Raw genomic sequence first — 22,807 nt, 5'->3', positions numbered from 1 at the left:
TAACTTCAATAAAGGCATCGGTTCCGTCATCGCCTAATTTCTCTCTTAACGGTCTTGGTATTGTTATTACTGTCATATTTTCAGGATACCATAAAAATAAAATATTTGCAATACGTCCGGAACATCTAATATTGTGTTATTGCAGCCATTTCACCATCGCTGTATGCTACGCTTTTAATGGCGGCAGTGGTATTTCCCTGTTTTCTATCCACATCATTTTTACCAGCAACAACAAAACAAATTACAGCTGAGATTTTATATAAAACTCAAACGTCTTATACCAATATGTATAATTCAGTTTGTAAAGGTTGTCATTGCGAGCTCAGCTTGGAATCATTAAGTCCGGACTTTATATGGAGACTTTTACCAAAAAAAGACACTATTATAGCCTGGGAAAAATCCTCCATTTTTTATTCCTGTTTTTTGGGCGGCTCTAGTTTTGTATCTGTTGAGGACTCCTGCTTTGGCTCTGCCGCCTGCTCAGGTTTTACCGTTGGCTCAGGCTGTGGAGTCGGCTCAGGTTTTGCTGTTGCAGCAGGTGTTGGAGTTGGAGTTGGAGTTGGAGTTGGAGCAGGTGCCTGAGTTGGAGTCTGCTCAGATGCCGCATCTTTTGGCTGCTCAGGTTGTGAGTCAGGAGTGCATGAAATTTTTCCATCTTTTGAATAGCAAGCTCCCCACATGCCATAAACCATACACCGCCCGTAACACCCTCTAATCTCTCTGTTGCAGATATTTGCAAGCGTGGCATAATCATAACAAAACTGGCATGTGGAAAAAAGGCCTTCACACAGAGGTACAATGACAGAGCCTCTAACATCAAGCGGCTTTTGGTAACCAAAACATGAGACCCTGGTAAGTGTGCAGACATTTGAGCTTACCTCAGTTGAAAACAACTGAGACACTATGCACAATATAAACAGCCACAAAACATATCTTTTCATTTTCCCTCTCAGAGTTACCAGTGCTATACAATTTCTATCTGTTTTTAAGTATCTTACATATAGCATCGGCAACACCGGAGGTTCCTACTGATGTAGGGTCATCCGGTGAGGGCTTCATGTCATATGTCACGTCTTTGCCTTCCCTGATTAATGCTGCAATGGCATTGTCAAGTCTGCTTGCGGCGCTGCGTTGCCCAAGATGGTTTAACATCATAATTGCCGATAACATCATAGCCATAGGATTTACCTTATTTAATCCCTTGTACTTAGGGGTACTTCCATGTGTGGCTTCAAACACCGCCATCTCTGCTCCTATGTTTGCTCCCGGGGCAAGACCGAGACCTCCTATTAAACCCGCCGCCAAATCCGATACCACATCACCATACAGATTCGGCAACACCAACACATCGTACTGTTCAGGCTTCTGCACAAGCTGCATACACATGTTATCTATGATTCTGTCTTCAAACTCAATGTCAGGGTACGACTCCGCTACTTTTTTTGATACCTCAAGAAATAAACCGTCTGAAAATTTCATGATATTTGCCTTGTGCACCGATGTTATCTTCTTTCTGCCGTTAGCACGGGCATAGTCAAAAGCAAAACGCACTATCCTCTCCGTACCGAAAACTGAAATCGGTTTTATACTTATCCCGGAATCATCTCTTATTGTCTTACCGGTTTTGGACTTTATAAAATCAATAAGTGACAAAGCACCTTCACTGTCTTTTTGGAACTCTATTCCTGCATAGAGATCCTCGGTGTTTTCCCGCACAACCACAATATCCACGCCTGGAAACCTTGTTCGAGCCCCTTCATAAGTCTTACATGGCCTCAGGCAGGCATAGAGGTCAAGTTCCTGCCGCAGGGTGACATTGACACTTCTGAAACCCGTTCCCACAGGTGTCGTTACAGGCCCCTTTATTGCTACCTTGTTTTTCTTTATGCTTTCAATAACTCTTGCAGGCAGGGGATTACCCTCTGTCTCAAAAACATCAATTCCTGCATTCTGTATATCCCAGTTGATCTTAACCCCTGTGGCCTCAACGACCCTTACAACCGCCTCAGTTATCTCAGGGCCGGTACCGTCACCGGGAATCAACGTCACGTTGTGTGTCATAAGTTTACCCTCAAAATATCTCTTACCTCTTCAGGGTTGCTGGCTATAAATTTCAACTCGTCATCGGTCAGTGGTTTTTGAGTATGCAGGTTGGCATATTGAACAAGCTCAAGTATGTCACGTGCCTCATCATCGTTGCTGAAGTAAACGCCGAGGTTATCATAAACATGACGAAACCCCTTTATGCCGCCATAAGCGCCGGTGGTAATCACCCTGCCGGTTGCAAGCAAATCCGAGTGGCCGCGCCCAACATCCTCCGGGTCGTATAATTCATAGTTTCTTCTGTCTTTTAACGCTCCATCTGCATGAATCCCGGACTCATGAGCAAACACATTTGCTCCGACACCGGGCTGGTTTATAGGAAGCGGAAGACCAAACGCATAGGAACCATATTTGGCTATCTTCCATGAATGTTTCAGATTCACATTGTCCTCAAGATAGACCTTGTCCTTGAAGTGGTTTGAATACTTAAGGGCAAGCAAAATAGAAACCAGATCGGCATTTCCAGAGCGTTCACCGTAACCGTTTATCGTGGTGTTTATGTAGGTATCCAGGCCGCACTCCACGGCTGCCCTTGCCCCGGCTATTGATATTGCCTCAGCCATACCCAAATCGTTATGACAGTGCATCTCTATTGGAAAATTTGTTTTCTCGGATAGTTCCTTTATTTTTTCATATATTGAAATAGGTCCCTCCGTCCCCAGTGTGTCACAGTACCTGAAGCGGTCCGCCCCTGCCTCTTTGCCGGCTAATATGAACTCCTCCAGTTTATCCAAATCCGTGCGTGAAGCATCCTCTGCGTTTACTCCAAGAGTTTCCACCCCAAGGTCACGGGCGGCCTTAGCTGCCTTTACCATTTGATCCACTACATCCTTAAAGGTTTTTTTGCCCATGAACTTGCCCCTTATTAATATATCTGAGGTAGAGGCTGAGATGTTTAAATGTTTCATATCCGGACAGTTCTTAAACGTTAACTCAACGTCCTCAACAACAGCCCTGCACCATCCCTCCAGATGAATCTGCTTTATAACACCCTTCTTAAACAGGCTGAGATTGGCATTAATATAGCCTATTTCATGCTTAAGTGTGGGGAAGCCCACCTCGCTCTGATAAATCCCCATTTCATCCAGATAGAGATTCAACATGGTTTTGGAGAGCTTTGGCAGCAGTATCCTCGATGTCTGCACGCCGTCACGGTTTGTTACGTCTATTATGTGGACAGTACTGTTTGGTTTATTATTTTCCATTTTTTAGCCCTCTAAAGTTAAATTTTGCCCTTATCATAACATTTAATAAATACAATATCAAGCTGAATTTTTTGCTATAGTGTATCCCCAATATGGAACAATCAGTTAAAGTATAATTAGTTGAAGTCCTTGGAGGGAAACAGATGAAAAACAGACAGAAGTTTGGCAAGGAGTACAAAGCAAAAGCAGCAATAAAAACACAATAATGACTTATAGTTCAGAAAGTTGAGGGAATTCAAAAGAAAGTTGCCAAATGCAACGCCGGCCTGTCTTACCCCCTGAAAATAAGACAGACCGGTATTGCTATATGGCTATATGGTGGGATGGGAGCAGCCGGTTTATGTCACAATTGCTGAAACATGGAGGTAGTTTCAACATTGATTCCATTACAAAGGTACATAGGCGCTTTTTTAGGGTAGGTTTTTTTTTAAGAGCTGCTCCCATTTTCCTTATTTTCTCCTTTGCATTTATCGTAGTGATACTATGATTTATGATAATTGAGTTAACGGTTGTAAAACAAGATAAATCTTATTCAAAAGAAAGGATATCTTGTGAATTGTATTTCACATATAGCGTGGTGTTTCAAATGATACCAGATATTTTTCGAGGATGAGAAGACTCTGATACACTTTTAACCCTGTGTCGGTAAGGTAATATGCTTTTGTTGAATCCTGGGAAATTATATCGGCATCTTTGAGGATTCTAAGATGGAAGACCAGTTTAGTATGGTCGTCTATCGAAAGTTCTCTGTTAAGTTCCATAAAACGGATGGTTTTTTTACGGGACAGAATTTTTATAGTGTTACGTCTAATGGGGTTACACAAAGACATCAGAATTTTGTCCATTTCGAGTTCCCCCATTTCTTTTTCAAAGGTGGATTCCTCAATTACACGGCGGATAACTGTCAGGAAAAAGTCAATATTAAAAGGTTTTGTAATGTAATCAATAGCGCCTCCCTTTATGGCGTCAACCGCATTTTCTATAGTGGCAAAGCCGGTTATAACTATTACTTTCAAGAAGGGTTTGTTCCTTTTTAATTCAGAAAGAACATCTTGTCCCTTCATTTTTGGCATTACCATATCAAGAAGTACTATATCATAGTCGTTGAAATTAACTAAATTAATGGCCTCCTGCCCGTTTGAGGCAACGGAGACACCATAGCCTGCCCCTGAGAGTATCTCGGCAATCTGCTCTCTTAATTCAGAATTATCGTCAACAACGAGTACAGTGTTCACAAAATATACCTCTGCATTTAATTAAAACCTCCACCCCTCCTACAATATGTTAAAAACGCCCGCTACACATATGCTAAATGAAAAATGTGACTTTAGTCAAGTGTGCATAAACATTTTACAATAGTTACCTTCTTTTAACATTAGAACAAGTGGGAGAAAATATTTGGCACAATAATTGCATTAATATTGGTATGGTAAGCAAAGTTGACATAAGTTCAGAAGGTGGACAGATAGCGGTAACCCAAAAAACTAAAACACTTGCCAGCCCCAGACAAGACTTTAAAACTGTATTACACGGAATCGTAAACCATGGCAAAAAAAAGGCTAACAGCAGTAGTGCAGCGCAGCAGACCCTTAAGGATTCCTTTATTAAAGCCCTGGACATTTCGTTAGCGCAAGATGACGGCAAGGACAGGAATATTTTTCCGGCAATTGGGAATTTGCTTCCCGCAGCCGGTTCAGAGGGGGATACTTCAAAAACAGCATCCACATCACTATATAATGCTATGTCTGCCTATGCCTACCATGATTCAATGTCAGCGTCAAGTAATGTGACAAACCGACGGGATTTTGAACAATCGTACAAGAACCTTAATGAAACAACCTCTGTTGGGACGCCTGAACTTAACAACAACACTGATAACCTTGATGAGGCAAATACAATAGCTCCAAATCCGAGAGTTGACAGATATGACGACATAGTGCAGAGTGCAGCCAACAAGTACGGAATAGACTCTGCGCTGATTAAAGCAGTGATACGTGCTGAAAGCGGGGGCAATGCTAAGGCGGTATCCAGTGCCGGTGCAAGAGGGTTAATGCAGCTTATGCCTGCAACAGCCAGAGAGCTGGGAGTAAAGAACTCGTTTGACCCTAAGGACAATATCGAGGGCGGCACCAAATACCTCCGGCAACTATTGGACAGATATAACGGTAATGTCAATCAGGCTATAGCCGCATATAACTGGGGTATGGGAAATCTCGAAAGACGACCGTCAAAAATGCCTGCTGAGACAAAAAACTATATCACAAAAGTGCAATCTTACTATAAGAATTATTCAGGTAACTTCGATAACACTGAGATTGCTTAAAACAGTAATACCAAGTAGCAGTCAAAAGAGTAACGAGGCGTTTACTTTTGAATTAGAATTGGAACTATCACTTTTAATAAGAGTTTGAGAGATGTCCCGGGGGCCTATTTTTATCAACTCACCGGACAGTGCATCGCTTATCAGTTTGTTGTAGCGTACCACAGAGTCGTTAAGGGTGCTGTCTTCTGTGTAAACCAACAGTATCTTTGTCCTGATCTTAAGGGTTTTTAGCCGCTGTGCCGCTTTCAGGGTTCGTGATTGATACACTGTGTCGCTAATTCCGCTTTTTTGGGGATAACCATCCGTTATAATATAAAGTTCCGGATTTTCACCCTTGTTTTTCCCTGAGAAATAATGATAAACAAATTCAAGAAGCTCTGCAGTATGGGTCATCCCGCCGGCTTTAATACCCAGTATATCCAGAGGATCCGTTTCTTGAATGTTTTCGTTAAAAGCGACAAATTTTACTTTGCTTTCTCTGTAGTGCGTTGACTTATAGTAATGAAAGGACAGAGAGGCCATTGCGGCGTATTCAAGTTTACCGTACTGCTCCATAGATGTGCTGCTGTCAATGGCGATAAGTATGTTTGCTCTTTCCCCGGCTTGTCTGCGGCAGCTCATGAGGTCGTCTTTTTCTATGAGTGTTAACGCCCCTGTCACAACTCTCCTTATAACCCCTTTGACAATTGTTGAAGGCATGTGTATATCTGAGAGCAGAGACGTTTTACCGGCAAGAAAATCCTTCTTGCGTTTCTCTGCTGCGTCCTCTTTTGATGCCTTGTGGCCGCTTTTTTTGATGGTATCAAAATAGTAACTTTTCCCTGCAAAATTTATCAGGTCACGCTTTTTTACCCGTACCTTGCCGTTTGACAAAAACGTAAATCTGCCGTAAATTTCTTTAAGAAAAGCCTCAGCCTCTGTGTCATCCATACTCTTGATATTGCCAAGGTCTATGGCAGCCTGGGTATCTGTGTGGACCAGATAAAAAGGGTCCTGAAAGTCATTGTTGTCAAAAGGGAAAACCGGAGGGTTGAATGGTACCTCAAGGTTTTTTACGGCAGGATGAAGTTTCTCCATAGCTGCAAGGACAAATTTGTCTTCCATATCGTTTTCATTGTCAAGCAAAAGAGCTAATATGGATGGGGGCACGATGGAGACAGGCTTTTCATATTGGGAAGGTGTATCACACCAGTGTTTAATCTTTGTCAGCACAGGCGTCTATGAATATTTCATACGTGTTGACTTAAGATTTTAAGGACATGTCCTTATGTAGGCATCCAGGTACGATATGGCAACGCTGCGGCTTCTTTCACCCTCCGGTAACATCTCTATAAGCGGTGCAAGAACCTCATGGTCAACATTTTGCACGGCTGAATCAAAGTCATCAAACAAGTCAAAATAAGCGGCGACATTTTCAATTACCGGAAGTCTGCTTTGTAAGAAATCCCTGATTGACGGGAAATCTTTGGCAAGCATTTCCATGCAGTCGGAAAATGTTTCATCACTTGCCTGTCCAGACACCTCTGTGTAGAGGCCCTCTTTAACATCGCAGTAGCTGACAATATTTCTTCCCTCAAGTGTGGCGCTGGCTGCGGCTATCTGAGAGGCTCTTATCGATGAACGCGGCCCCAGGTAAACCGTTGCATCACTGAGCAGCCGTATTGTGTCAACAAGAAAATCGAGGAACAACTCCGGAAATTCAGTATTTAAACCCTTTCCCTCAAGCTCTTTCTTTACAACTCTGATTTCATCGTCATGGCCGACCCTGTCCACCCTTAAACCAACCAGACGATTGTTTATGGCGGTGTGGATTTGATACTCGTTTATATTGTTTGTTGTTGCTACAAAGAGAAAATCTACGGGGAAAGTCATTCTGCTGTTAGTAGGGGTGAATTGTTTTTCCTGAAGTCCCTGAATCAGTGCATACTGAGCTTCTTTGTTAAGCAGACCTAGTTCGTCCACAAACAAGATACCGCCCGAGCTCTGTGCAATCTTACCAGGCTCAAGGACACGGGGATCAAAGGGATCACCGATTTCTGCATATCTAACAAGATGATACATACCAAGAATTCGTTCCGGTTCGACATCCTCATTGCCCTGTATCCGTGCAAAACCGCTTCCCTCGGTTAAATATACCCGCTCTGCCATAACGTTATCCAAACCGCTGAATTCCTCTATGTACTTATGTCTGCAAACCGGGCAGACGTTATCATATGCGGTTACATCCCTGCCGGTCAGGTAATTATGCAGATATAAGGAATTTTCCCTTACCGGACATCCCACGTTGGTGAAAACCTGATTCTGCAGGTAGTAGTCTCTGAGGATTGTAAAAATGGCGTTACTGAGATGTGTTTTACCAACGCCGAAGTCTCCTTTAAGAAGCACACCGTTTCCGGTCATCAGAATCTCAACCAGTCTTCTTTTGACGTGGTCAAGGCCGAATATGGAGGGGAACACGTCTTTGCCGGCATCCAGATCCTTTTTCAATTGTGTCATAAAACGGACACTTAGGCTTTTGTTGCAAATATGCCCGACATCAAGACGGTTTAGAGGTATTACATCATTCTGTTTTTCTTTAATCATTATTATATAAGTGCCTTTGCTGGTTTCCGTCTCTTATCATCAACACTTATAATATCTTAATACTGTGTATTTAGTCAAGTGACCTGTACTCCCCATCTTGGTATAAGCTTTTTCAAATGATAAAGTATAGTCATAAACACTTACCGATGTTTAATTCCGGATACTTTTCCGATAAAAACGGACACAGGTGCTTATAAAGAATCTCTGATACCTGTTGAGCTCCTGTATTTGTGAAGTGCAGCCAGTCGTAGTAGTAACGTGAGTCTTTGTGTAGTTCTTTTGAAAGGTCTATGATAAATACATTTCTTTCTGAAGCGGTTTTTCTTGTGACGTCGTTATACATTTCCATAATATTCCACCAAAGCTCACCGTTATAATTGCCTGCAAATTTAAGTTTGCCTAGGTCTTTGCCGGTTGAATTGTCAATTGCATTTCCATAGAGAACCGGCTGGGTTATTAAAACCGGTACGATTGAGCTATTGACGGTTATGTCAATGAGCCTGTGAAGTCTCTGCTCATATGCACTAAGGGCTGCGGCATTCTCAGCCTTAGCCTGCCTGACCTCTTTAGCCATATCCGGCAGTGATAATGTGTTTTCAGTACGGACATCAAAAGGCTCCGTGTATAGGTGTGCCTTTGCCGCCTGCCGGAATCTGTTAATATTTTGTAAAAAGTACACCGTTTCCGTCTTTGATGCAAGATAGTTTACAAAGGTTTTAAAATTATATGTGCTGTCATGCTTTTGCATTATCGCCCGCTCGTTTGGATGTGTTTCAGACTTTTGGATTTCGTTTGCCCCGACAAGAAAGAGAACTACTTTGGGATGAATTTTTGAAATATAACTTTGAATCAATATGTAGTGTCCATAAGATGAATGCCCGGATATTCCTGCGTTATTTATCCATAGAGGATGGAAGTTTTTCTTTAATTTATTTGCTAAAAGGTCTGTCCATGTCTTGCCGTCGGATAGGAAGAGACACTCTGTTGTGCTGCCCCCGGCTGAGATGATACTCAGGTAGCCGTCCAGCCCCACAGGCGGGTCGGCACCCCTGAAACCAATGGAGTTTCTCCATACTTTTATCAGCTTGTCAATGTTTGGAATATCCTTATTTTCTATATGTATTGTCTCATTTGCTGCTAAAGTGATGTTATCCCCTCTTACAGTGAAATGGACAGGATTATAAACACGAAGAAATACCTCAAATACTATCGCTGCAACGACACAACCAACTAATACTGCAGCAACATTTTTCCAACCGGGGAATTCCATCTTTACCATCTGCTTACTCAACCGCCGGCAATAGCTCTTTTATCAGCAAATCAGCCACAAACCTGTGTCCCACCTCATTCCAGTGTAAGTCATCCTTAATGAAATATTTTTTTATTGTTTCCTCAGCCCCTGCCCCTGTGAAAAAGTACGGATACAGGTTGATTAGTTTTACATTTTTTAACTCTGAAAACTCCTTCCACTGCTGCATATAAGCAGAATTATAATCATTGTTGATTATGTCTATGGGATGAGGGTAAATTACCAGAGTAATCTTTATCTTATTGTCCAGGCATAGTTTGATAACTCTCCAGGTGTTGGCCTTTGCCAATTCCAGTCCGACAATATCCATGTTTATTGGATTTGAATTGCCGGTTTTTTGCACAGCAGTGGTAGCATTATCAGCTGTTTGTTTGCAGTATATTTTATTCTGTATCTGTCCGTATTTTTTTAACAGATAGTTAATTACCATGATGTCACTTTTCAGAAAAAAAACTATTTTTTGCAATGCTGCCGGTTTTGACGGCCTGAAGCCTAAATACCTAAGCTCATCCTTAATATCAGATATGTCGGCAAAAAGTATAACCTCATCGAATTTAAGCCCCTGAATTTCCATTAAATATTTTAGCTTATAATAATATAACACAGGGCTGTAACTCTGAACTCCGGAATTAAAAACCTCTGTATCAGACTTTGAAAAGTAATTATCCAGCAAACCTGCAAATGTTTTTTCATAGATAACTCCCACTCCCTCGGTAAAGGAATCACCGGCAAGCAATATACGATGACGGGCTTTAGTGTTTTTCAGGTCTGTATCCTTCCGTCGCCTGTCTTTAAAACCTAATGAGTTTGTTCTTAGTTGATATGTAGTCTCTCCCCAGCGGACTTTTCCATTAAAGTTTTTTCGTAAATCGTGATGGTACTCAAATGACTCAACAATATATGGCAACGGCACAAAAATTCTTAAATAAGCCTCAAAAGCTAAAAGACATGCACTTAGTAAAATTAATACAGTAAAAACTATGGTTTTATATGGATTATGTTCAAAGATATTTTTATTATAATTAGTGCTGCTTTTCACTGTATTGCCGTCTTTAATCTTATGCTACCGGCATTATGCGATTAATTCTTCAACCCTGAGTGCTATTTCTGTTGCCTGTAACAATTGCCATAACTCAATAGGCCAATTGACCTGCTTTCCAGTTAAGGCCCCTGCAAAAGCAGCCAACTCCTCCTTGTGTCCCTTTTCAGCTGTTTTTGTTTTTAGAGTCATGCCGGATGCCCCATAAATCTGTGTGGTTTTGTAGTCATTGAGTTGTGCCGTCTTACCGTCAAAAAACACCTCCATATGCTCCTTAGGGTAGTCCTTACTGCCCATTGATGTATATGTCAGAGTACAGAGTGAGCCGTCTTCAAAGGTTATTGAGGCTGTGAAATTATCGTTTCTCTTATAGTATCCGGTATCGGGCGTAATGGATGCAGCCCCGACTGTTTTGACCTTTGAGTTGGTAAGAAATGTGAAAATGTCGTATATGTGGCAGGCCTCGCCAAGGTTTCTGCCCCCTCCCTCCGGTGTTTGTATCCAATTATCCGCCGCTATGTAGCCCCCGTTTATCCGGTAGTTTATAAATAGCGGACCGGTTCGTTTCTCCGTCTCCTTGCATATCTTTTGTATGTGAGGGGAAAATCTTCTGTTAAAACCGGCAAAAAGCATGGGAGTGCTTGCAGTGTGAGAATTTTCTTGATAAAAGCCGGCAAAAAGAGCGAGCTCTTCACGCGTAAGAGCAAGGGGTTTTTCAACAAACACGTGTTTACCGGCCTTAAGGGCATCATAAGCCATCCGTGCATGAAGATTGTGTGTTGTTGAAATCAGGAGCGCCTCCACAGAGCTATCCTTCAGAAGTTCGTTGAAGTCAGTTGTCGAGTAATCAGCCTTGAACTGCTTTGCAGCATTTAGGGCTACATGGCCGGTTCGATTCATAATTGCCCTAATATGATATAAATTATTCAGCTCCCTCAGATTCGGTAAATGCACGGCACGGGCAAAATTCCCACACCCGGCCAGCGCTATGTTTATCCGGCCACCTTTTGCCGGTTTACTCTCAGGATTGAATACTTTGCGGTTAACCGCCTCCCCGCCGCTTTGTGGATATGATAGAAGGACAATAAGCGGCTTACTCTCAGACAACTCATCATATGCCTTCTTTGCATCTTCAACTGAGTATATCCCCGAGATAAGGGAATCCAGCCTTACAAGCCCATCGGCAACAAGGCGCAGAAATTCAGACATGTTTCTGTTTTCCGTCCACCTTACATACCCAATTGGATAATCAAGCCCTTTTTCCTCATAAACTCCGTCATAACGGCCCGGGCCGTAGGAGGTCGAGACGAAAAAATCCAGCTCCTTTTCGTAAAAATCCCCTCTATTGAGATTAAGCCCCACGTCTCCGACAAGCACGACACGTCCCTTTTTCCGGCACATCTTAAATGCCGCCGATACTATGCCGTCAGAGGGCGATGAGGCGGTTATTATCACACCATCAACACCGGCACCCTCAGTGAGGCGTTTAACCGTATCAACACCGCCGTCCTGCTCCGCCTCTAAAGCACTATGCATACCAAGGGCTGTGGCAAGTGCCACCCTTTCAGGGTTAACGTCCGCTCCGATGACTTTGCAGCCGTTTGCTTTTAAAATCTGAGCCGTCAACTGCCCAAGTATGCCCAGCCCTATAACACAAAACACCTCCCCTATAGCAGGCACAGCTCTGCGAACCCCCTGAAGTGCTATCGCCCCAATTGTAACCACTGAAGCCTTTGACATATCCACACACTCAGGGATTTTAACCGCCAGATTTTTAGGCACCACTACCATCTCACTGTGCAAGGCATACTTGTTTCCACCACAAGCAACCCTGTCTCCCACCCTGAACTTTTCAACCCCCTCCCCTGTCTCAAAAACATAGCCTGAGAGAGAGTACCCTGCAGGGTTTCCACTGTTGAGCTTGCCGGTTATCAGGGAGTATGTATTTTGTAGCCCCCTTTGAGCTACCATATCCACTGCTTGTTTTATTCTCTTAGGCTCTCTTAACGCTCTTTCCCACAAAGGAGTAGCCGCATGTTGAATGCCGCTGAGTTCCGTGCCTGATGAGATTGCGGAAAAGGCTGTTTTTACAACAATACATCCCGGGGCCGCCATAGGTGGGGCAACATCTTCAACTAACACATCCCCGCCCCTTATCAGTACCTGTTTCACAGCGTACTTCCACACTCAGGCACTAGAGGGCATACATTAACCGGCATTGTAAAACTTCCGTATAACGTCAATGACATATTCAGCCTGCTCATCAGTCATATCCCCGTGTATGGGCAGACTTAAAATCTCATCCTTTAGCGCAAATGAAACAGGAAAGTCCTCTGCCCTGTGATGAAGGTATTCATAAGCCTTTAGAAATGGAAGCGGTGTTGGGTAGTGTATGCCGGTTGAGATTCCATTTTTTGAAAGATGGCTTATAAGCTGTGCTCTTTCACCTTTAACCCGTATTACGTAAAGATGATAGACGTGTATGGCTTCAGGCATTACAGGCGGGGTTATTACACAGTCCTTTAGCCCGGCATCATAAATGGCGGCAATACGGCGTCTCCGTTGTGTCCATGTATCTAAATATCTGAGTTTAACATTCAATATGGCGGCCTGAAGGCCGTCAAGCCGGCTGTTTATACCCTCAAAGTCATGGCTGTACTTTTCCACTCTTCCGTGATTGGCAAACATTTTCATCTTAACGGCAAGTGCTCCGTCATTTGTGGTGATAGCACCGGCATCCCCATAGGCACCAAGGTTCTTGCCCGGGAAAAAACTAAAACATGCGGCGTGTCCAATTGTGCCGGCATTTTTACCTTTATAAACAGAACCGTGCGCCTGTGCTGCATCTTCTACTACAAAGAGGTTGTGTAATTGTGCTATCTCCATGATTTTTTCCATATCGGCGGGCTGACCGTACAAATGAACCGGTATTATGGCTTTCGTTTTCTTAGAAACGGCTTTTTTGAGTTTATCGGTATCTATGTTATAACTTTTTGGGTCACAGTCAACAAAGACAACTTTTGCGCCTGTTGCGGTTACAGCTTCAGATGTGGCGATAAAACTGTTTGCCGCCGTTATGACCTCATCACCTGAAGTGGCACCAAGGCATTTTAAGGCGATAAAGAGAGCATCTGTGCCGTTTCCGACCCCTGCAGCGTGTTTCGTACCAATATAGCCGGCAAAACTCTCCTCAAAACTCTTTACGTGTTTGCCGCCGATAAAGGCACTGTCCATTATCACACTCTCTATCACCCCATCTATCTCTCCCTTAATTGAAAGATACTGAGCCCTCAAATCCGTAAACGGTACTTTTCTCAACTGCTCACCACCTTTTATTCTGTTGTTTTCAATGTTGTCCTTTATGAAAAAAGCGTGTCATATTTTTTACTATAGATTAAACACTTTTTTAAAATCAAATGACATAATCTCCAAGTTCATTTTAACAGCGATGTGCATCACTCCTTAGGTTCAAAAGTCATTATATCCACGGTATCCGGCAAAGCCGGTATAAAATACTTATATTGGCCTGTAACCACGTAATTATCAAACACATTTTTATTTGATATAAACCACGGATCGAGATATTTCTTATTGATTCCATTACTCGTATTTATAGTCAACACAAGTAAATCAAAATATTTACTTGCAATTTTATCATTAATCTCTTCTATAAATTTTTCATTTAACTCAGTAAAGTTCTTTGGAAATAATATTTTCGCAAAAACATTTTTAGGAGTCAAATCATTCATGTAGTTATTATGGCTGGTATCATAAACAGTCTTGCCGTGATTTAGTGCCATAATGGAAAATGGCCTTGACACCAAAACGTTAATGCTTTTTGCGATGAGCTTTTCTATTTCTTCAGGACTTATGCCGACTCTGATAGTGAATTTACCGGAGGGGTCTGTTCTGAAGAAAATATCAGGAGGCACAATTTTCATAAAAAGAACATTTGAATAAGCAGTGTATATGTTAATAGCTAAAAATGCAATCAGCACGTATTTTGATTTTAAAAATCCATCTCCTGGTTTTAAGATACTTATAAGGAAAAACGGCATAAAAAGCTCAAAATGGTATGACAGTAGAGAGCCCAGTTTCAATACCAACACACAAAGCAAAATAAAAACAGAATATGAGAATATACTTACTTCTTTGTTAAAAAATGGTTTATTAATATCAGAAATATTTATGTCAGACCTTTTTAAATTATTAAAAAAACTGTTTCTCACTTTTAAATATAGATAATTACGCATCTCTATTATCAACGATAAACACAAACATATCGCCAAACCAGCATTCCAGATAAAAAATCTTAAGGTTTCTTTAAAAGTAGTGGTTACAGGATGTTTTGTAAAATTATATTGCAGAAATACCACGTCATAGAAATAGGCTTCACATAAGCTATTCATTACAATTGCAGTTAAAATAAAAACGATGCTGAATATAGAAAAATATTTAACACCTTTTGACTTGGAAATAAAGAAAAAAATGTATGATATCACTATCATTATCCCTAAAACGAAGTATATCTTGGTGTAAAAACAGACTAGTCCTATAACAATACCAATTAAGACGCTGCGAAATGAATATCTGAAATACCACGGTATAAATACACTCATCAGGTACAGAAACATCCCCATACTGTCGGGTTTTGCAATAGCAGGAGAGTAGAAAAATAATGTTGCATATTGAATTATTATTGCTCCACAGATAAGCAAACTGTCAATTTTCAGACAATACATTATGAAGGCAATCAGCGATAAGGAAAGAACGATAAAAACAGCGGATGTAATTCTGTGTGACAACATATAATTACTCCCGCCTTTATGATGGCTGTTAAGTCTGTCAAGTATCTTATAAACGGGTATTACAACCAAATTGTACCCAATGCCATAAATATTTGTAAACATAGGTTGGTTTTCAAAACGATATGGATTTATTCCCTTCATTAAAAGATCGGTTGAAACAACCATTCCTATCTCTTCCTGCTCAACTTGAAATGGGTAATAAATTAGTTCATAGTGGTATTTAATTAAATTGAAAGATATAAATAAATAAAATATCAGGACGGCGGTTACAAATATATTTTTAAGATAACTATTATTAAAAATCATATTTCTCACCTTTAATAACCATAATGTCTCACCTCATAAACGGCGGTGGTGTTTCACTCCTTTGGTATAAGAATTATAAAAGGCACGGTATCCAGCAAAGCCGGCACAAAATAGTAATATGTATTATTATAAATTCTATAATTGTCAAACAATGTGTTATCAACTAAAAACCACGGGTCAGGGAAAAATTTACCATCTCCTTTTTTTGTATTCATAGTTAATATAAGTAAGTCAAAATGCTTATTTCTTATTTTGTCATTAACATCTTTTATAAACGTTTCATTTAACTCTGTAAAGTCTTTTGGAAAAAAATATTTAACGAAAGCATTTACAGGTGTTAAGTCATGCATGTAATTATTATGGCTGGTATCATACACAGTCTTGCCGTTGTTCAGAGCCATGATGGAAAATAGTCTTGATACCAGAGCATTATTACTAAGAGCAACGAGTTTTTCAAGTTCAGCAGGGTTTACGCCGATTTTACTGTTAAATCTGCCTGATGGATCCATCCGGAAAAAATAGTCCGGTGGCACAATTTTCAGATAAAAAGCATACGAATAGACTGTGTATATGTTTATTGTCAGCAATGCAGCCAGTACATATGTCAGTTTAAAAAAACCTTGTTTTGGTTTTAAAGCAGAGATAAGTAAAAGAGGCATAAAAAGCCCGAAATAGTATGTCATCTGAATCCCAAGCCTTGCCTCTAACAAACAAACCATAAGGACTGCTCCCCAGGAAAATACACTAATCGCTTCCTCTTTAAAGAAAGGCTTATCCATATCTGAAATATTTATGCTTAATTTTTTAAGGAGTGAAGAGATACGGGGTTTATCTATGGTTTTAGAATACACATCATTGACGTAGTTATATAATGCAATAATCGCTGATAACGATAAATAAATCATCAGGCCGATGTTCCATGAAGCAAATAATAAAGTTTTTTTAAGCAACGGAGATATGATAAAACGATTGTAATTATACTGGAGAAATACCACATCGTAGAAATAGGCTTCAAATAAATAATTCATTACAATTGCGGCTAAAATAAAAACAATGCTAAAGACAAAAAAATACTTAACACCTTTTGACTTTGAAATAAAGAAAAAAATATAGGATATTATAATCAATATTCCTGAAACAAAATACACTTTCGTATAAAAAGCCACAATTGCTATGATAATACCTGTGGCGACGCTATAGAATGAGTATCTGAATCTCCACGGTATAAATAAACTCAGCAAATACAGGAATAATCCCAAACTGTCCGGTTTTGCAATAACAGGTGAGTAATAACATAACGCTGTGTATTGAAGCAGGATTGCCATGCAAATCAGAAAAATATTAATTTTCAGGGAATACATGATAAAAGCAACTAAAGCCAGAGAAAAAAAGATGGCAACAGCGGATGCAACCCTGTGTGAGAGCATGTGATTGCCCTTGTGTTGGGAGTTAACTGCACTTATTATCTTATAGATTGGTATTACAAATAAGTTATACCCAATGCCGTATTGATTTATATACATCGGCTGATTTTCAAAGCGGTATGGATTTATTCCTTTCATTAAAAGATCGGTTGATACAACCATTCCTATCTCTTCCTGTTCAATTTGGTACGGATAAGAGATTACATTGAAGTGATATTTAATTATATTAAAAAATATGAATAAGCAAAATATTGCGACGGCAGCCAGTAGTGTATCTTTAAGACGGCTGTTACTAAAGACCAAACAATCCTCTTATATGATTAAACATTGGTTGTTGATTTCTATTCGGTTTATTGTTCAATTTTTTTTCAATCTTCCCAGAATACGATATCTCCGGCCTTAATACCTGTAATCTTTACAATTGAGTTAAAGAGTTTATCACAGATAAAACTCCTGAGTGCCATGACGGGAAGTGCAACATAGAGAGCAATTTCAGACAAGAAATATTCACTTTTTATGTTTATAAAAGGCACCTGCAGAACGGTTTCAACACCGGGGACAAATTTTGCCAAATCATTCCATTTGGTTTCTTTAATAAATCTCTCAGCATGAGCTTTGTGTGCCTCATCCGGCGTATCCATTATAAAAAACAGCGAAAAATACGTAGATTCAGACTCATCCACCCTCGGTTTGGATATCTTTACAAGGCCTGACATTTGGGTTTTCAACACTGTGGTAAATGTAAAACCAAAATAGGCCAGCAGAGCTTCCTTCTTCAAAGCATCGCAGAGTTCCGTATCAATGTTTATAAAATAGCTGTCATCAATCATAGTTAATACCTCTGAAACTGTTCCACCTCTGCGGTTCTTTCATAAAAGTACTCCTCATATTTATTTCTGTTTAATTCAATTGAGATTAATTGTATTTTAGTATAAAAAAGGTTAAAAGATAAACTATTATAAAAGCACATGGCGGCACACTATGTGTGGAAAGTGAGACAGGTGTGGGTAGCTCATTTATAGCAACATTACCACTTTAAGATAATTACAATTTACCGAGGTGATGATGAATTGACAAACCTATCTGAGCTGGCTTAATATTATTTCTGTAGTGCAGAGAGAGCTAATACCAAGTTGCATTAACTCGATTAACTTTGTCGGCTGCGTCGAAAGCTCCTTGACGCCTCTTACTCTTTAGACTGCAACCTGGTATAATACCTCGGCAGACAGAGGAACTTTATATTTCTAAGCACAATTAGTTTTTGGAATAAGGAGGCAGTGCAAATGAAACCGAGCAAATTCGAAGATGAATATGTAGCAAGAATGGAATTTCAAAGAAGAAAGGAAATTGAGGAAGAAAAACACAAAAAACTTAAAGCAGAAGAAAAAAACAGGATGAAAGAACTACACTACATGAGATGCCCAAAGTGTGGTATGGAGCTTATTGAGATTGACTACAAAAATATAAAAATTGATAAATGTTCCGAGTGCGACGGAATATGGTTAGACGCAGGAGAGCTTGAAACTATTTCGACTCTTGAAAAACCCAGATTTGATAAACTCTTCAGTGTTTTTAAAAGATAATACATTAAAAAAAGATAATACATTAAACACGGCAAATCAGATTAGAGGAGTACAGTTGACCCCTTTGTCAAAACCAACTTTAAGTGGAAATAACTACAAAGGCAATTTCAGAAATTTGTTAAACGTATTGTTTAAATTAAAAATATCATGTATAATAAATAATATTCAGAGAGGGGGCATAAATAAATATATAAGGAGTTAAAATTTATCTATGGAAGACAGCAAGAATGACAAAAAGATAGTTGTCACGGTTGATCCTAAACATAAGGATAGAATCCCAAAGTTTTTAAGCAGCAGGCAAAAAGATGTTAAGGAGATGGAGGACTGTGTAAAGCAGGGTGATTATCCATCAATAAAAATGCTCGGCGGTATGATTAAAAAATCATCTGACGGCATTGGACTTGAAGACCTTAAAAACCTGGGACAGGCTATAGAGACAGCAGCAAACCTTAAGGACTCAGGAAAAATCAAGGAACTACTGATACAATATACCGACTATGTGAGCAAACTTGATATCCAGTGCTAAAAGCACAATAATAGTTAGTTAATAACAACAGGCAGGTTAACCCTGGGAGTTAAAGATCAGTTTTTTTTAAGGAGGTGGAGGAGCCGGCAAAGCGGTTTTACTTTGCTTGAAGTACTTATATCTCTCTCTATAGCGACAGGACTTCTGCTTACCGCCGTTTATTCGGTTAACTACAATCTGTCCATATCTGAAAGACATGAGACTGTAACCACGGCTACGATGCTGGCTAAGGAGAGAATTGTAAAACTCAGGGAGTTAAATGTAATTGAAGAGAAGGGCCGGTTTGCTCCCCCTTACGAATCATATAGCTATAGCCTCAGCAGCACGATGTCCTCCTTAAGCGGTGTAGCTGTCATGGAGTTAACTGTTTATAATAAAAAGGAATCAGTCACTGTGCGGTATTTGTATAAAACCTCATGAGAGGATTCACTCTCCTTGAAATCATTGTTGCCCTGCTGCTTTCAACGATTTTAATGGCTGCTCTGTATAAAACATTCTTTCTCTCAGAGAAGGCCCTAACGGAGTCAGAACGCTATATGACGGAAATTGCGGAGGCAAGGGATGTTTTTGAATCTATGAGAAAAGAGATAGAATCATCATTTCTCAGCTCCAAGGATACATCCGTGCGGTTTAAAGTCATAGACAGAGACGAGCTGGGAAGACAGGCCTCAGCAATTCATTTTACGACTTTTGGCGGGGCAGGCAGCGGTTACAAAGAAGTTGCTTACTACGTTAAGAGAGACGGAGAGAAATTTTCTTTAATGAAAACCATATCGCCCTCATCCACCACTGCAAAAGCTGTTGAGTTTGAGGCTGTCACAAATATAACGGATTTTACCGTTGTGCTTACCGGAGATAAGACGGAAGTTAAGTCCTGGGATTCTAAAATTACCGGCAAAATGCCGGATGTAGTCACTGTTAATATCGGGGTCTTATTGAAAAATAAACTTTTTACTTTAAAGACAACTATCTACCCTAAAATAAAAACCCAAGTGTAGGTTAAACAATGAACTTAAATAGAAACAAGTCAGGCTCTGTTCTCATTATAACTCTTTTGATTACCGCTCTATTTGTTGCCATACTTGTGGAGTTTGCTTACGGAGTTTTTGTAAAAACAAATGTTTTATATAATTTCAAAGACGGCCAAAATCTTTCCCTTATTGCAGATTCAGGTATAAATCTGGCCGGCGGTTACATAAAAGACTACCTTTCATCCAACAAATACACCACCTACGCATCATATGTAATACCTGTAGCAAAAATATCCGGCAGTTCCGGCGAGGCCCTCATCATTTCCATCTTCGATGAAAACTCTAAGTTTAATATAAACACAATTATAAATGAAAACGGAACTACCAACGATAAGGCACTGAGTACTTTTAAGAGACTCCTTAAGGCCGTTAACCTAAACGAAAACATTGCTCTCTATATCGCCGACTGGATAGACAAAGACGGCACAGAAAGAATTTCCACATCAGAGGGACAGCCAAATTCAAATACTCAACCCAAAAACAACTACTTCTACAGTGTTGACGAGCTTTTAAACATTCCTCAGATATCAGCGTACGATTACAAAAAACTCCTTCGGTATGTAACAGTTTACGGCGACGGATTGATAAATATAAACACAGCATCTAAGGAGGTATTGATTGCCCTTGATGAGGAAATCACCAGCTCAACGGCTAAAAAAATAATTGAATACAGGGAAAAAACAACTCCGTTTAAAGCCACATCCGATATTCAAAGTGTAGCTACCATGAGTGATAAGGGTGCTAAAATCATGGGAAAAATTACTGTAAAAAGCAGCGCTTTTTTAATTACCTCTGTAGCGGTACTCAGGGGTATCCAAAGAGAAATCCACTGCGCCACTCTTTATACCGGAACATCAGAACAGGTAAAATACTGGAAGGAGTTTTAATGGAACTTTATGATTTTCAAAAGAAGGCTTTCCACATCGCCATCAGGGTTATTAACCATGAGGCGGAGCTTTACTTTTACAGAAAAACACCTCCTGGATATGCATTAATCAACACCAAAAGAATTGATCTAAACAGTACACCAAAAATAACGGATGTCTGTGCCTCAGGTAAGACTGTGCTTTCACTTCCAATAGATTTTTTCCATTTCCGGTTGATAGAATTACCCTTTTCCGACAGAGACAAGGTGCTGCCCACCCTGCCCTACACTATGGATGCAATGGTGCTTGGCAAATCCGGCTCATACATGTATGACTATATAATTACCGGCAAGAGTGAAACCCCCGGTAAACGATTCAAAGCCCTTTGTATCTATGTGGAAAAACAACGGCTTAAAAATTTAATTGAAACCCTTAAAGCTCTTAATATTACCCCTTGCGTGATTACCTCAGCTACTGTTGATTATGTCCTGAAAGAGAGCGGCTTTCAAACTCCCGAAATGCTTACCGAACCTCTGGACATTGACGAGGGCGCTATGGCTAAGCTTTTGTTAACTCAGTTTAAATCTCCCGCTATTAACTTCTGCCGTGATGAGTTTAAGCCTGCAACCATATCAGGGTCATCTAAAAGATTGTTGAACCTTGGGGTTACGCTTCTTTTAATGTCTGTTCTTTTAGCGTTAATTTACTCAAGCGTCAAAATTCAACTTATCAATAAGCGCATAAAAATGGTTCAATCTCTGATGGACGGCACTTATAGGGAAATGTTTAAAGATGAAAAAAAGGTGGTTGATCCATATGCCCAGTTGCAGGGTAAGGTTAAACAGTTGCAGGATACAATGGAAATAACTGATTCTGTCTCACCACTTGATATGCTCCTTATAACATCACACCCCCCCTCAGGAAATGTTATCTTAACAGAGGTGGAGATGGAGGGCGGCAGGGCTGTTTTTAGGGGTGAGGCGGAGAGTCTTGCTTCATTAAATGCTTACACGGAGGCACTAAGACAGGAGGTATCGCATGTTAAACTTATTGAGTCTAAACAGGGGATTGACTCAAAGGTCAAATTCGTAATTTCCATAAACAATACAGGGGTATCTCCCAAATGACAATTAATTCTTCCATGCTAAAACTAACACACCTGCGGGATTTATTAAAAAAAAGACCCGCTCAGATGCTTCTAACTGCTCTGGCTTTAGCCATAGCTATGATTATTACCCTGCCCGCTTTAAAATCAAAAACCAGGAAACTCAGTGAATCACTGTCAAATTACAATCATTTCATCACTTTGGCAAAAGAGTACAAAAGAGGTGAGCTTAACAAGCGAGGTGACTTGTCAAAAGGTATTGACTCATACGGTGTGCTTAAGCAAATTGAGGATATGCTTAGTGAGTTAAACCTTAAAGACAGGCTTTCTTCAATCAAATCGGCAGGTAGTACAGCTCGTGGTGAGTATGTATCTGAATCGGCTGAACTTAAGCTTGCGGACTTATCACTTAATGAAACTGTAAACGTTTTATATGCGCTCAGGGGGTATGGAACCGGGATAATCATAAAATCTTTTAAGTTGAAAAAGTCTTTTAGCGGCCAGAACAAATTTGAGTTATCCATGGAAGTAATGTCTTTAAAACATGTAGCAGGGGCATTTCCCTTAAACAGATGATACTATGTTTTTAGAAATAC

Annotated in this window: 21 protein-coding genes and 1 pseudogene; 9 read left to right on the top strand and 13 right to left on the bottom strand. The window is 40.2% G+C overall.

Annotated features, from left to right (window positions below; translation table 11 throughout):
- Positions 1-251, top strand: a 251-nt coding sequence (locus tag H7844_12440; protein ID MEO5358089.1) for a hypothetical protein, incomplete at its 5' end; no start/stop codon positions are given.
- Between the two features lie 159 nt (positions 252-410).
- Here H7844_12440 and H7844_12435 read toward each other — a convergent pair.
- From H7844_12435 to H7844_12420, 4 genes are all read right to left on the bottom strand, one after another.
- Positions 411-941 (bottom strand): hypothetical protein, encoded by a 531-nt coding sequence (locus H7844_12435; protein ID MEO5358088.1) that lies wholly within the window; start codon positions 939-941, stop codon positions 411-413.
- Between the two features lie 34 nt (positions 942-975).
- Positions 976-2,061: an isocitrate/isopropylmalate dehydrogenase family protein gene (locus tag H7844_12430; GenBank protein ID MEO5358087.1), complete on the bottom strand. Its 1,086-nt coding sequence runs from the start codon at positions 2,059-2,061 to the stop codon at positions 976-978.
- Entirely contained in the window at positions 2,058-3,308 is a 1,251-nt protein-coding gene (locus H7844_12425; protein ID MEO5358086.1) for a homocitrate synthase, read from the bottom strand. The genes H7844_12430 and H7844_12425 overlap by 4 nt, the downstream gene beginning before the upstream one ends.
- Positions 3,309-3,871: 563 nt before the next feature.
- Positions 3,872-4,543 carry a response regulator gene (locus tag H7844_12420; protein MEO5358085.1) on the bottom strand — a complete coding sequence of 224 codons (672 nt, stop codon included), beginning with the start codon at positions 4,541-4,543 and terminating at the stop codon, positions 3,872-3,874.
- 701 nt (positions 4,544-5,244) lie between these two features.
- Between H7844_12420 and H7844_12415 the strand changes: the two are divergent.
- Positions 5,245-5,631: pseudogene (locus H7844_12415) on the top strand (lytic transglycosylase domain-containing protein).
- Between the two features lie 21 nt (positions 5,632-5,652).
- On the opposite strand, the gene H7844_12410 reads toward H7844_12415, so the two are convergent.
- From H7844_12410 to H7844_12370, 9 genes are all read right to left on the bottom strand, one after another.
- On the bottom strand, positions 5,653-6,843 hold the full coding sequence (locus H7844_12410; protein ID MEO5358084.1) for a VWA domain-containing protein: 1,191 nt from the start codon (positions 6,841-6,843) through the stop codon (positions 5,653-5,655).
- A gap of 39 nt (positions 6,844-6,882) precedes the next feature.
- Positions 6,883-8,214, bottom strand: a complete 1,332-nt coding sequence (locus tag H7844_12405; protein ID MEO5358083.1) for a sigma 54-interacting transcriptional regulator — start codon at positions 8,212-8,214, stop codon at positions 6,883-6,885.
- A gap of 130 nt (positions 8,215-8,344) precedes the next feature.
- A complete protein-coding gene (locus tag H7844_12400; GenBank protein MEO5358082.1) occupies positions 8,345-9,484 on the bottom strand; it encodes an SGNH/GDSL hydrolase family protein in 1,140 nt (379 codons plus the stop codon).
- A gap of 13 nt (positions 9,485-9,497) precedes the next feature.
- Positions 9,498-10,562: an SGNH/GDSL hydrolase family protein gene (locus H7844_12395; GenBank protein ID MEO5358081.1), complete on the bottom strand. Its 1,065-nt coding sequence runs from the start codon at positions 10,560-10,562 to the stop codon at positions 9,498-9,500.
- Positions 10,563-10,595: 33 nt separating this feature from the next.
- A complete protein-coding gene (locus tag H7844_12390; GenBank protein MEO5358080.1) occupies positions 10,596-12,734 on the bottom strand; it encodes a bi-domain-containing oxidoreductase in 2,139 nt (712 codons plus the stop codon).
- Between the two features lie 36 nt (positions 12,735-12,770).
- Complete coding sequence (locus tag H7844_12385) at positions 12,771-13,880, bottom strand: DegT/DnrJ/EryC1/StrS family aminotransferase (GenBank protein ID MEO5358079.1); 1,110 nt, start codon at positions 13,878-13,880, stop codon at positions 12,771-12,773.
- 137 nt (positions 13,881-14,017) lie between these two features.
- Positions 14,018-15,676 carry a hypothetical protein gene (locus H7844_12380; GenBank protein MEO5358078.1) on the bottom strand — a complete coding sequence of 553 codons (1,659 nt, stop codon included), beginning with the start codon at positions 15,674-15,676 and terminating at the stop codon, positions 14,018-14,020.
- Between the two features lie 53 nt (positions 15,677-15,729).
- The gene (locus H7844_12375) at positions 15,730-17,403 is read right to left on the bottom strand and encodes a hypothetical protein (protein MEO5358077.1); all 1,674 of its coding nucleotides are present in this window, start codon (positions 17,401-17,403) and stop codon (positions 15,730-15,732) included.
- A gap of 65 nt (positions 17,404-17,468) precedes the next feature.
- A complete protein-coding gene (locus H7844_12370; GenBank protein MEO5358076.1) occupies positions 17,469-17,930 on the bottom strand; it encodes a hypothetical protein in 462 nt (153 codons plus the stop codon).
- A gap of 453 nt (positions 17,931-18,383) precedes the next feature.
- Between H7844_12370 and H7844_12365 the strand changes: the two genes are divergently transcribed.
- The 7 genes from H7844_12365 to H7844_12335 all read left to right on the top strand — a co-directional run bounded on the left by H7844_12365 (position 18,384) and on the right by H7844_12335 (position 22,787).
- Complete coding sequence (locus tag H7844_12365; protein MEO5358075.1) at positions 18,384-18,683, top strand: zf-TFIIB domain-containing protein; 300 nt, start codon at positions 18,384-18,386, stop codon at positions 18,681-18,683.
- A 211-nt stretch (positions 18,684-18,894) separates the two neighbouring features.
- Complete coding sequence (locus H7844_12360) at positions 18,895-19,209, top strand: hypothetical protein (GenBank protein MEO5358074.1); 315 nt, start codon at positions 18,895-18,897, stop codon at positions 19,207-19,209.
- A 102-nt stretch (positions 19,210-19,311) separates the two neighbouring features.
- On the top strand, positions 19,312-19,629 hold the full coding sequence (locus tag H7844_12355) for a type II secretion system protein GspI (GenBank protein MEO5358073.1): 318 nt from the start codon (positions 19,312-19,314) through the stop codon (positions 19,627-19,629).
- Positions 19,626-20,207 (top strand): prepilin-type N-terminal cleavage/methylation domain-containing protein, encoded by a 582-nt coding sequence (locus tag H7844_12350; GenBank protein ID MEO5358072.1) that lies wholly within the window; start codon positions 19,626-19,628, stop codon positions 20,205-20,207. Before H7844_12355 ends, H7844_12350 begins: the two co-directional genes overlap by 4 nt.
- A gap of 8 nt (positions 20,208-20,215) precedes the next feature.
- Complete coding sequence (gspK, locus tag H7844_12345) at positions 20,216-21,127, top strand: type II secretion system minor pseudopilin GspK (protein ID MEO5358071.1); 912 nt, start codon at positions 20,216-20,218, stop codon at positions 21,125-21,127.
- The gene (locus tag H7844_12340) at positions 21,127-22,233 is read left to right on the top strand and encodes a hypothetical protein (protein ID MEO5358070.1); all 1,107 of its coding nucleotides are present in this window, start codon (positions 21,127-21,129) and stop codon (positions 22,231-22,233) included. The genes gspK and H7844_12340 overlap by 1 nt, the downstream gene beginning before the upstream one ends.
- A complete protein-coding gene (locus H7844_12335; GenBank protein ID MEO5358069.1) occupies positions 22,230-22,787 on the top strand; it encodes a hypothetical protein in 558 nt (185 codons plus the stop codon). The genes H7844_12340 and H7844_12335 overlap by 4 nt, the downstream gene beginning before the upstream one ends.
- The last annotated feature ends 20 nt before the right edge of the window (positions 22,788-22,807 follow it).

Source organism: Nitrospirae bacterium YQR-1 (assembly GCA_039908095.1).
Taxonomy (GTDB): Bacteria; Nitrospirota; Thermodesulfovibrionia; order Thermodesulfovibrionales; family Magnetobacteriaceae; genus Magnetomonas.
This window is presented reverse-complemented; position numbering and strand designations above follow the sequence as displayed.